The organism is Kitasatospora sp. NPDC028055 (assembly GCF_040637885.1).
Taxonomy (GTDB): domain Bacteria; phylum Actinomycetota; class Actinomycetes; order Streptomycetales; family Streptomycetaceae; genus Kitasatospora.
Genome location: NZ_JBEZXE010000090.1, coordinates 1 through 12711 on the forward strand (window position 1 = coordinate 1; position 12711 = coordinate 12711).

1 protein-coding gene is annotated in these 12711 nt (G+C 70.9%); it reads right to left on the reverse strand.

Features of this window, described 5'->3' with window-relative positions; all coding sequences use genetic code 11:
• Positions 1 to 87 precede the first annotated feature (87 nt).
• The gene (locus tag AB0F71_RS39370; RefSeq protein ID WP_360245976.1) at positions 88 to 12705 is read right to left on the reverse strand and encodes an amino acid adenylation domain-containing protein; all 12618 of its coding nucleotides are present in this window, start codon (positions 12703 to 12705) and stop codon (positions 88 to 90) included.
• Between the last annotated feature and the right edge of the window lie 6 nt (positions 12706 to 12711).

Here is a 12711-nt window from a genome sequence, read left to right on the forward strand (position 1 = left end):
GGGAGTCTGTTGGTTCTGTTGTCGGGCTGATGCGTGCAAAGGTGCGCCCCGGGACGCGGTCTTCGCTCGGTCGCGGCCGTCCTCGCGCTACTCCTTCTCGCCGCGCGGGGCGATCGTGTTCTCGGTGAGCTTCCGGAGCTTGGCCTCGACGAGGGGTCCGATCTCCCGGAACATGCGCGGCGTCGTGATGGTCTGGTGGGTGCAGTCCACCTCGTGGTGGACGACGTCACCGTCCACGTACGCGTCCCAGGCGTCCGCCGGGATGACGTATCCGGAGCGGTGACGCGTGGCCGCGAAGATCATCGCGTCCGTCGAGACCCGCTCGTGGCGGTACCTGCCCATCAGCATGATGTTGTTCTTGATGACGCTCATCAGGGCGACGAACCGGCTCTCCTCAAGACTGCCGAGGACGGTGTTCGTCCCACGGGCGAGCTCGGAGAACTCCTCGAACGTGGGCATCCGGTTGGCCAGCTGCTCGGTGTTGACCCCGAGCGCCTCCAGGATCGCGCCGTACATCAGCTTCATCTCGTCCTGGCCCTGCAGCAGGTGCTCGGGGATCGGCTTGGCGGGATCGGAGTCCAGGAAGACCAGCAGGTCGACCCGTTCACCCCGCTCCTCCAGCCGGGCCGCGATCGCGTGGGCCAGGATCCCTCCGAACGAGTGCCCCATCAGGTGGTACGGACCCTCGGGCTGCACCGTCAGCATCTGCTCGATGCAGTCGTCGGCCACCTCCTCGACGCTGTTCCTGAGCTCCTCGGGATGAGCCAGTCCGTGGGCCTGGAGTCCGTACACCGGGAAGTCCTGGCTCAGGTGCGGCAGGAGACCGGCGTACGACCAGCACATGCCCGCCCCCTGGTGCACGACGAACAGCGGAGCGTGCAGCCCCCGCTTCCGAAGCGGCAGCAGGACGTCGTAGGCGCTGCTGGGCGTGCCGGCGTCGAGGCTCTCGGAGAGCTCGGCGACGGTGGGCGCCTCGAAGAGCGCCTGGAGGGGCATCTCGGTGCCGAGGGTGCTGCGGATCCGGCTGGTGAGTTGGGTGGCGAGCAGGGAGTGGCCGCCGAGGTCGAAGAAGTTGTCGTCGATCCCGACTCCGGGCAGGCCGAGGACCTCGGCGAACAGGGTGCAGAGGATCTCCTCCTGGGGTGTGCGTGGTGCGCGGCCGTCGGCGGTGGACGTGTAGTCCGGTGCGGGGAGGGCCTTGCGGTCGATCTTCCCGTTCGGGGTGAGCGGGATGTGGTCCAGGGTGACGATCGCCGACGGCACCATGTAGTCCGGCAGCTGCGCCTGCAACACCTGGCGCAGCGTCGTCACCAGCGCCCCGCTGGTCCGGGATCGGGCCGGGGAGTTGGTCACTGCGGTGCCGGCCGATCCCGGCCGGTAAGTGCCGGTCACGGTCGAGGAGTTGTTCTCGGGCAGCAGGACCGCGTCGAAGGCGGCCGGCTGCTCGGAGCTCCAGGTGGTGACCGCGTCGAAGCCGTGCTCGGTGGCCCAGCGGTGGAAGGCCTCCGGGTCGATGCCGGCGGTCGAGCCGAGCGCCGAACGGATGGCGATCAGGTCCTCGCCGGTGTCCAGGGCCTCGACGGCGGCCACCTCGCCCGTCAGACGGGCGTTCGGGACACCAGTGACACGCAGGCCGCCCTCGACCGGCTGCCGGCTGAGTTCTTCCAGCGTCGCAACGTCGGTGCCCCAGCGCAGTACCGGCGTGTCGGTGAGATCGGTCAGGGTCTCCGAGGACTTGTGGAGGGTGACTTCGTAGCGGTGGCGGGTCAGCTCGTTGTGCGCCGAACCGCGCTTGATCCGGACGTCCACACCCGCACCGCGTTCGGCGGCGAAGGCGGTGAAGTAGTCCGGGTGGACCAGGAGTTCCTTCTCCACCACCACCGCGCGCTCCACCGCGGAACGCAACTTCGCGGCATCAGCGGCCTTCGGCGTCTGCACCGCGGTGTGGAAGGTCCGCAGCTGTCCGAGGTGGCGGATGTCGCCCAGGACGATGCGGCCGCCGTCCGCCAGCAGCTCCAAGGCCCGCGACAGCACCACGGTCAGGTAGTCGCGGTTGGGGAAGTACTGCGCGACGGAGTTGATGACGACCGTGTCGAAGTAGCCCGTCGGCAGACCGGTGAAGTCCTCGGCGCTCTGGCAGGACACGCGCACGTGGTCCCAGCCGCGTTCGGCGACCTGGTCGACCAGGCGTGTCACCACCGCCTGGGACAGGTCCGTGCCCCAGTACGACTCGACGTCCTCCGCGAGCGGTGCCATCAGCAGACCCGAACCGACACCGATCTCCAGCACACGCCTCGGCGCGTAGGAACGGATCCGCTCCACCGTCGCCGCGCGCCACTCCCGCATCTCCTCCAGCGGGATCGCCTCACCCGTGTACGAGCTGTCCCACCCCGCGAAGTCCTCACCCAACGGCGCCGTGGGCCGCTCGTACAAGGAGTCGTACAACTCCCGCCAGTCCTCGACCTGTTCCGCGGTGTCACCCTCGGCAGCGCTGTCACTGCCCGGGACGACGTAGGCCACCAGGCGGGTGTCGCCGGGCTGGTCCTCGCGGGCGATCACGACAGCCTGCGCGACCTCCGGCTGCCGGGTGAGGGCGGCCTGGATCTCGCCAGGCTCGATCCGGAACCCACGGATCTTCACCTGCTGGTCGGTACGACCCAGATACTCCAGCTCACCGTCCGGGTTCCAGCGCACCAGGTCACCCGTGCGATACATCCGGTCCCCGGCCCCGCCGAACGGATCCGCCACGAAGCGCTCCGCCGTCAGACCCGGACGGTTCAGGTAGCCACGAGCCAGGCCCCGGCCGGCGAGGTACAGCTCGCCGGGGATACCCGGCGGCACCTGGCGCAGGTTCTCGTCCAGGACGCGGGCATGGGTGTTGTGGTTGGGAGCGCCGATGGGCGTACGCAGGTCGGCCAGGGGACGGCTGATGGTGGTGGAGATGGTGGTCTCGGTCGGACCGTAGAGGTTGGCCATGTGACGGCCCGGCGCCCACAACCCGACCAGGTCCGGCGGGCAGGCCTCGGCACCGACGATGAGGCTGGACAGGTCGGTCAGCGTCTCGGGGGCACCGGCCGGGAGGGTGGCCAGGATCGACGGCGGGATGAACGCGTGGGTGATCCGCCGGTCGGCCAGGACCCGGAGGAGGTCCTCACCCGCGAGACGACCCGGCGGAGGCACGACCAGCGTCCCGCCGTTGCTGAGAGCCATCAGCAGTTCCAGGACGGAGGCGTCGAAACTCGGCGAGGCCAACTGCACGACCCGGCTGTCCGCCGTGGTCAGGCAACGCTCCACCAGCGTCGAGGCCAGCGAGGCCAGACCCGTGTGGGTGACGGTCGCGCCCTTGGGGCGGCCCGTCGAACCCGAGGTGTAGATGGTGTACGCGGTGTTCGCGGCCGTGAGCGGCGCGATCCGGTCCGCATCGGTCGGGTCGGTGGCGGGCTGCGCCCGCCAGACCTCGGCCAACTCCTCGACCGCCAGCCCGTCCAGCAGCCCGTCCGCCAGTCCGTCCGGCAGCCCCGGTGCCAGCTCCGCGGTGGTGAGCAGGAGGGTGGGGGTGGCGTCGGCGAGCATGTAGGCGATGCGGTCGGCCGGGTAGTCCGGGTCGACCGGCAGGTAGCCGGCGCCCGCCTTCACCACGCCCAGGATCGCCGCGAACAGCTCGGCGCCACGCGGCAGCGCCAGACCGACGAGCTGCTCGGCACCGATGCCCCGGCCGATCAGCCAGTGCGCGACCTGGTTCGCCCGCGCGTTCAGCTCCGCATACGTCCAGGACGCGTCCCCCGCCTCCAACGCGACGGCATCGGGGGTGGCCCGCACGCGGGCCTGGAACAGCTCCGGCAGCGTGGCGTCATCGATCTCCGGCCGGGCCGTGGTCGCCCACTCCCGGAGCTGGCCCTCCTCCCCCTCGGTAAGGACGTCCAGCGAGCCGATCGGCCGGGACGGATCAGCGGCGACCGCCCGCAGCAACCGGACCCAACGTGCGATCAGCGCCTCGATCGTCGACCGGTCGTACAACTCCGTCGCGAACTCGATGTACCCGGCGACCCCGGTGGGCGAGCCGTCGCGCTCGTGGAACTCACCGATGTTGACGAACAGGTCGAACCGGGACGTGTCCGTGGTCGCGGGCTCGTGGCTGACCCGCAGGCCGGGCAGCTGGAAGTCGGCCTGCTCGTTGTTCTGCAGGGCCAGCATGACCTGGAAGAGCGGGTGGTGTGCCGCGGAGCGGCGGGGGTTGAGCTTCTCCACCAGGTACTGGAACGGGACGTCCTGGTGGGCGTAGGCCTCCAGACTGGTCCGGCGCACCTGGGCGAGCAGATCGGTGAAGGCCGGGTTGCCCGCCGTGTCGGTGCGCAGGACCAGGGTGTTGACGAAGAAGCCGACCAGGTCGTCGAGGTTCTCGTCGGTGCGTCCCGCGATACCGCTGCCGATCGGGATGTCCGTGCCGGCACCGAGCCGGGTCATCAGCGCGGCCACGGAGGCCTGGAGCACCATGAACACCGTCGCTCCGGCCGACCGGGCCAGCTGGGCGAGATCCCGGTGCAGGTCCGCGTCGAAGGAGAAGTCACAGACATCACCGGCGTTGCCGGCCGTGGTGGGCCGGGGCCGGTCGGTGGGCACGGTCACCTGCTCCGGCAGACCGGCCAACTGCTGCGCCCAGTAGCCGTACTGGCGACTGAACGGGCTGTCCGGGTCACTGTCGTCACCGAGCAGGTCACGCTGCCAGAGCGTGTAGTCCGCGTACTGCACCGGCAGCTGCGGCCAGTCCGGCGCCGCACCGGTCAGGCGCGCGGTGTAGGCGGCGATCAGGTCACGCGCCAGCGGCGCCATCGACCAACCGTCACCGGCGATGTGGTGCAGCACCAGCATCAGCACCGACTCCGTCGGGCTGACGGCGAACAGCTCGGCGTGCAGCGGAACCTGCGCGGAGAGGTCGAACTCGTGGCGCGCGGCCCGGTTCAGCTGCTCGTGGATCCGGCCCTCGTCCGTGGGGACGACCGCCAGGTCGATGCGGGCCTCGACGGGGTCGAGGATGTGCTGACGGGCCTGTCCGTCGACGTCCCGGAAGACGGTGCGCAGCGATTCGTGGCGCGCGATGACGTCGTTGAGGGCGTCCAGCAGCGCCTGCCGGTCCAGCTCACCGGTCAGCCGCAGGGCCAACGGCATGTTGTAGGTGGCCGAGGGGCCCTCGATCTTGTGGATGAACCACAGCCGTTCCTGGGCGAAGGACAGCGGGATGGCCTCGGGCCGGGTGACCGGCACCAGGGCGAGCCGCGTCCGCTCGTCACCGTCCGCCAGACGCTCGGCCAGCTGGGCCACGGTCGGCGCCTCGAAGAACGCCCGCAGCGGGGCCTCGATGCCCAGGGTCTTTCGGATGCGGCTGATCAGGCGGGTGGCCAGCAGCGAGTGACCGCCCAGATCGAAGAAGCTGTCGTCGACCCCCACGCTGGACAGACCGAGGACCTCGGCGAACAGCGCACAGAGGATCTCCTCGCGCGGGGTGCGGGGGCCACGCCCCGTGGAGACGACGGCGTGGTCCGGAACCGGGAGCGCCGCCCGGTCGATCTTCCCGTTCGGGGTGAGCGGGATGCCGTCGATCACCAGGATCGCGGCCGGGACCATGTAGTCCGGGAGCTGCTGCCGCAGGGCCTGCCGGAGCTGCGGCAGTGCGGGCGCGCCTCCGCGGCTCGGCACGACGTAGGCGATCAGGCGGACGTCGCCGGGCTGGTCCTCGCGGGCGATGACGACGGCCTGGGCGACCTCGGGGTGCCTGGTGAGGGCGGCCTGGATCTCGCCGGGCTCGATCCGGAACCCGCGGATCTTCACCTGGTGGTCGGTGCGGCCCAGGTACTCCAGCTCACCGTCCCCGTTCCAGCGCACCAGGTCACCCGTGCGATACATCCGGCTCCCGGCCCCGCCGAACGGGTCCGCTACGAAGCGCTCGGCCGTCAGACCGGGCCGGTTCAGGTAGCCGCGGCCCACGCCCTCACCCGCGACGTAGAGCTCACCCGCGATCCCCGGCGGTACCGGCTGCAGGTAGTCGTCCAGCACGTGGAGGCGGGCGTTGGCGATCGGATACCCGATGGGGGCCCGGCCCGCCGCGAACGGGCGGCTGATCGTCGCGTAGACGGTGCACTCCGTCGGGCCGTAGGCGTTGATCATCCGGCGGCCCGGCGCCCAGCGGTCCACCAGGGCCGGAGGTGTGGGCTCACCGATCATGCCCAGAACGCCCAGCTCGGACAGGTCGGCCTCGCTCCCCTCGGGCAGGCTCGCGAGCCGCGACGCCGTGATGAAGGCATGGGTGATCCGCCGATCGGCGATGACCCTGGCCAGCTCGAGGCCGGCGAGGCGGCCGCCGGACGGCAGTACGAGCGTGGCGCCCGCGGCGAAGGCCATGAAGATCTCGACCACGGCGGGGTCGAAGCTCGGCGAGGCCAGTTGCAGGACGCGGCTCTCCGGACCGGCCTCGCACCGCTCGACCGCGGTGGCTATGAGGCCGGCCAGCCCGGAATGGGCGATGACGCTGCCCTTCGGTCGACCGGTGGAACCCGAGGTGTAGAAGGTGTAAGCCGTGTTCGCCGGGGTGAGCGGCACGATCCGGTCCGCGTCGGTCGGGTCGGTGGCGGGCTGCTCGTCCCACCGCTCCGCCTGGGACTCGATGGTGAGGATCTCGCCACCGGTGCCCGCGGCGGCGAGGAGGCTCTCGCTCAACCCGTCGGTGGTGAGCAGGAGGGCGGGGGCGGCGTCGGCGAGCATGTAGGCGATGCGGTCGGCCGGGTAGTCCGGGTCGACCGGCACGTAGGCGGCGCCCGCCTTGGCGATGCCCAGGATCACGGCGAGCTGCTCGGCGCTGCGCGGCAGCGCCAGGCCGACGAGCTGCTCGGCACCGATGCCCCGGCCGATCAGCCAGTGCGCGACCTGGTTCGCCCGGGCGTTCAGCTCGGCGTACGTCCAGGTCTCGTCCCCCGCCTCCAACGCGACCGCGTCCGGGGTGGCCTGCACGCGGGCCTGGAACAGCTCCGGCAGAGTGGCCTCGCCGATCTCGGGCCGGGGGTCGGCCGACCAGTCGCGGAGCCGGCGGCGCTCACCCTCGGTGAGGATGTCCAGCCCGCCGATGGGCCGGGACGGGTCGGCGGCGATCGCCCGCAGCAGCCGGATCCAGCGTGCGAGCAGTGCCTCGATCGTCGACCGGTCGTACAGGTCGGTGGCGAACTCGACCGTGCCGGACATGCCGGCCGGGGTGCCGTTGTCGTCCCGGTGCTCGCCCATGTTGATGAACATGTCGAACCTGGACGTGCCCAGGGCCACGCCGGTCGGCTGCGCCTGCAGGTTGGGCAGTTCGAAGTTCGGCTGCTCGGTGTTGAGGAGGGCGAGCATGACCTGGAAGAGCGGGTGATGCGTGGTGCTGCGGTGCGGGTTGAGCTTCTCGACCAGGTGCTCGAAGGGGATGTCCTGGTGGGCGTAGGCCTCCAGACTGGTCCGGCGGACCTGGGCGAGCAGGTCGGTGAAGGCCGGGTTGCCGGCCGTGTCGGTGCGCAGGACCAGGGTGTTGACGAAGAAGCCGATCAGCTGGTCGAGGTTCTCGTCCGTACGTCCGGCGATCGGCGCACCGAGCGGGATGTCCGTACCGGCGCCCAGGCGGGTCATCAAGGCGGCGAACGACGCCTGCAACACCATGAACATCGTCGTGCCGCTGGAACGGGCCAGCTCGGACAGCATCTGGTGCAGATCGGCGTCGATACCGAAGGTGGTGGAGTCGCCCGCGTACCCGGCGACGGCGGGCCTGGGCCGGTCGGTGGGCACGGTCACCTGCTCCGGCAGACCCGCCAACTGCTGTGCCCAGTACTGCTGCTGGCGCACGAACGGGCTGTCCGGGTCACTGTCGTCACCGAGCAGCTCACGCTGCCAGAGCGTGTAGTCCGCGTACTGCACCGGCAGCTGCGGCCAGTCCGGCTCGGCACCGGTCAGGCGGGCGGAGTAGGCCGTGACCAGGTCACGGGCCAGCGGCGCCAGCGACCAACCGTCACCCGCGATGTGGTGCAGCACCAGCATCAGCACCGACTCCGTCGGACTGACCGTGAACAGCTCGGCGTGCAGCGGAACCTGCGCGGAGAGGTCGAACCGGTGGCGGACGGCCAGCTCCAGGGCCCGCATGACGTCGTCCTGCTCGCACGGGCGGACGTGCAGGTCGATACGGGCCTGCTCGGGGGCGAGGATGTGCTGACCGGGCTGCCCGTCGACCTCCTCGAAGACCGTACGCAAGGCCTCGTGCCGGGAGATCACATCGTTGATGGCCTCCCCCAGCGCCTGCCGGTCCAGCTCACCGGTCAGCCGCAGCACCAACGGGATGTTGTAGGTGGCCGACGGCCCCTCCATCTGGTGCAGGAACCAGAGTTGCTGCTGGGCGTAGGAGAGCGGAAGCGGGTTGGGCCGGGTGACGGGCAGGAGCGGCGGACGCAGCTCACCGTCCTGGGTCAGACGCGGCGCGAGCTTCGCCACGGTGGGCGCCTCGAACAGCACCTGGAGCGGCGCCTCGGTGCCGAGGGTGCTGCGGATCCGGCTGGTGAGTTGGGTGGCGAGCAGGGAGTGGCCGCCGAGGTCGAAGAAGTTGTCGTCGATCCCGACCGCGGGCAGGCCGAGGACCTCGGCGAACAGGGTGCAGAGGATCTCCTCCTGGGGGGTGCGTGGTGCGCGGCCGTCGGCGGTGGACGTGTAGTCCGGTGCGGGGAGGGCCTTGCGGTCGATCTTCCCGTTCGGGGTGAGCGGGATGTGGTCCAGGGTGACGATCGCCGACGGCACCATGTAGTCCGGCAGCTGTGCCTGCAACACCTGGCGCAGCGTCGTCACCAGCGCCCCGCTGGTCCGGGATCGGGCCGGGGAGTTGGTCACGGCGGTGCCGGCCGATCCCGGCCGGTAAGTGCCGGTCACGGTCGAGGAGTTGTTCTCGGGCAGCAGGACCGCGTCGAAGGCGGCCGGCTGCTCGGAGTTCCAGGTGGTGACCGCGTCGAAGCCGTGCTCGGTGGCCCAGCGGTGGAAGGCCTCCGGGTCGATGCCGGTGGCCGAGCCGAGGGCCGAGCGGATGGCGGTCAGGTCCTTGCCGGTGTCCAGGGCCTCGACGGCGGCCACCTCGCCCGTCAGGCGGGCGTTCGGGACGCCCGTGACACGCAGGCCGCCCTCGACCGGCTGCCGGCCGAGCTCGTCCAGCGACGTAACGTCGGTCCCCCAGCGCACCACCGGCGCGTCGGTGAGATCGGTCAGGGTCTCCGCGGACTTGTGGAGGGTGACCTCGTAGCGGTGGCGGGTCAGCTCGTTGTGCGCCGAACCGCGCTTGATCCGGACGTCCACGCCCGCGCCGCGTTCGGCGGCGAAGGCGGTGAAGTAGTCCGGGTGGACCAGGAGTTCCTTCTCCACGACCACCGCGCGCTCCACCGAGGCGTGGAGCTGGGTGGTGCCGGCCGCCCGCGTCGCCTGGACCGCGGTGTGGAAGGTCCGCAGCTGTCCGAGGTGGCGGATGTCGCCCAGGACGATCCGGCCACCGTCCGCCAGCAGCTCCAAGGCCCGCGACAGAACCACGGTCAGGTAGTCACGGTTGGGGAAGTACTGCGCGACGGAGTTGATGACGACCGTGTCGAAGTAGCCCGTCGGCAGACCGGTGAAGTCCTCGGCGCTCTGGCAGGACACGCGCACGTGGTCCCAGCCGCGTTCGGCGACCTGGTCGACCAGGCGTGTCACCACCGCCTGGGACAGGTCCGTGCCCCAGTACGACTCGACGTCCTCCGCGAGCGGTGCCATCAGCAGACCCGAACCGACACCGATCTCCAGCACACGCCTCGGCGCGTAGGAACGAATCCGCTCCACCGTCGCCGCACGCCACTCCCGCATCTCCTCCAACGGGATCGCCTCACCCGTGTACGAGCTGTCCCACCCCGCGAAGTCCTCACCCAACGGCGCCGTGGGCCGCTCGTACAAGGAGTCGTACAACTCCCGCCAGTCCTCGACCTGTTCCGCGATGTCACCCTCGGCAGCGCTGTCACTGCCCGGGACGACGTAGGCCACCAGGCGGGTGTCGCCGGGCTGGTCCTCGCGGGCGATCACAACGGCCTGCGCGACCTCGGGGTGCCTGGTGAGGGCGGCCTGGATCTCTCCGGGCTCGATCCGGAAACCACGGATCTTCACCTGCTGGTCGGTACGGCCCAGATACTCCAGCTCACCATCCGGGTTCCACCGGACCAGGTCACCCGTGCGGTACATCCGCTCGCCCGGCTCACCGAACGGGTCCGCGACGAAGCGCTCCGCCGTCAGGCCCGGCCGGTTGAGGTAGCCACGGGCCAGACCCCGGCCCGCGAGGTACAGCTCGCCGGGGATGCCCGGCGGCACCTGGCGCAGGTTCTCGTCCAGGACGTACACCCGCGTGTTGACCACGGGCCGACCGATCGGGGCCTTCGGACCGGACAGCGGACCGCCGGTCGAAGCGTAGATGGTGGCTTCGGTCGGGCCGTAGGCGTTGATCATCCGGCGGCCCTGCGACCAGCGCTCGGCCAGATCCGGCGGGCAGGCCTCGCCGGCCACGACGACGGTGCCGAGGGCGGGCAGCGTGGTCTCGGTGCCGGACGGCAGGCTGGCCAGGGCCGACGGCGGAAGGAAGGCGTGGCTGATCCGCCGGTCGGACAGCACGTCGGCGAGGTCCTCGCCGGCGAGACGACCCGGCGGGGGCACGACGAGGGTGGCTCCGACGGTGAATCCGAGCACCAGCTCGATGACCGAGACGTCGAAGCTGGCAGAGGTGAACTGCAGCACGCGGCTGCCCTCGCCGAGGGCGCAGCGTTCCACCAGAGTGACGACGAGCGAGGCCAGACCCGTGTGGGTGACGGTGACGCCCTTGGGGCGGCCGGTGGAGCCCGAGGTGTAGATGGTGTACGCGGTGTTCGCGGCCGTGAGCGGGGCGATCCGGTCGGCATCCGTCGGGTCGGTGGCGGGCTGCGCCTGCCAGACCTCGGCCAGCCCCTCGACCGCCAGCCCGCCCGGCAGCTCCGGCGCCAGCTCCGCGGTGGTGAGCAGGAGGGCGGGGGCGGCGTCGGCGAGCATGTAGGCGATGCGGTCGGCCGGGTAGTCCGGGTCCACCGGCAGGTAGCCGGCACCCGCCTTGGCGATGCCCAGGATCACGGCGAGCTGCTCGGCACACCGGGGCAGAGCCACCCCGACGAGCTGCTCGACACCGATCCCCCGGCCGATCAGCCAGTGCGCAACCTGGTTCGCCCGCGCGTTCAGCTCGGCGTACGTCCAGGACGCCTCGCCGAACTCCAACGCAACCACGTCCGGGGTGGCCTGCACGCGAGCCTGGAACAGCTCCGGCAGCGTGGCGTCGCCGATCTCCGGCCGGGCCATGGTCGCCCACTCCCGGAGCTGGACCTCCTCCCCCTCGGCGAGGAGGTCCAGCGAACCGATCGGCCGGGACGGATCAGCGGCGATCGCCCGCAGCAGCCGCGCCCAGCGCGCGATCAGCGCCTCGATCGTCGACCGGTCGTACAACTCCGTCGCGAACTCGATGGCTCCGCTGATGCCCACCGGCTCGTGGTCGTTGCCGTGTTCCTCGGTCAGGGTGACCATCAGGTCGAAGCGCGAGGTGCCGGTGTGCGCGCTCTCCGAGCGCACCTGCAGTCCCGGCAGCTCGAACTCGGCCTGCTCGTTGTTCTGCAGGGCCAGCGCGACCTGGAAGAGCGGGTGGTGTGCCGCGGAGCGGTGCGGGTTGAGCTTCTCCACCAGGTACTGGAACGGAGTGTCCTGGTGGGCGTGGGCCGCCAGGCTGGTCCGGCGGACCTGCGCGAGCAGGTCGGTGAAGGCCGGATTGCCCGCCGTGTCGGTCCGCAGGACCAGGGTGTTGACGAAGAAGCCGACCAGGTCGTCGAGGTTCTCGTCGGTGCGCCCGGCGACCGGAGAGCCGATCGGGATGTCCGTCCCGGCGCCGAGGCGGGTCAGCAGCGTGGCCACGGAGGCCTGGAGCACCATGAACACCGTCGCTCCGGCCGACCGGGCCAGCTCGGCGAGGTTCCGGTGCAGGTCCGCGTCGAAGGAGAAGTCGCACGCGTCACCGGCGTTGCCGGCCGTGGTGGGCCGGGGCCGGTCGGTGGGCACGGTCACCTGCTCCGGCAGACCTGCCAACTGCTGTGCCCAGTAGCCGTACTGGCGACTGAACGGGCTGTCCGGGTCGGTGTCGTCACCGAGCAGGTCACGCTGCCAGAGCGTGTAGTCGGCATACTGCACCGGCAGCTGCGGCCAGTCCGGCTCGGCACCGGTCAGGCGCGCGGTGTAGGCGGAGATCAGGTCCCGGGCCAGCGGCGCCATCGACCAACCGTCACCCGCGATGTGGTGCAGCACCATCATCAGCACCGACTCCGCCGGACCGACCGTGAACAGCTCGGCGTGCAGCGGCACCTGCGCGGAGAGGTCGAACTCGTGGCGGGCCACTTCGTCGAGTTGCGCGGTGAGCAGGTCCTCACTGCTCGGTACGGTCCGCAGTGTGATGCGCGCCTGGTCGGGGGCGAGGACGTGCTGGCCGGGCTGTCCGTCGGCCTCGCGGAAGACGGTGCGCAGCGCCTCGTGCCGGGTGACCACGTCGTTGAGGGCCTCCTGCAGCGCCTCCCGGTCCAGGTCGCCCGTCAGGCGCAGGGCGAAGGCCATGTTGTAGGTGGCGGAGGGGCCTTCCAGCTTGTG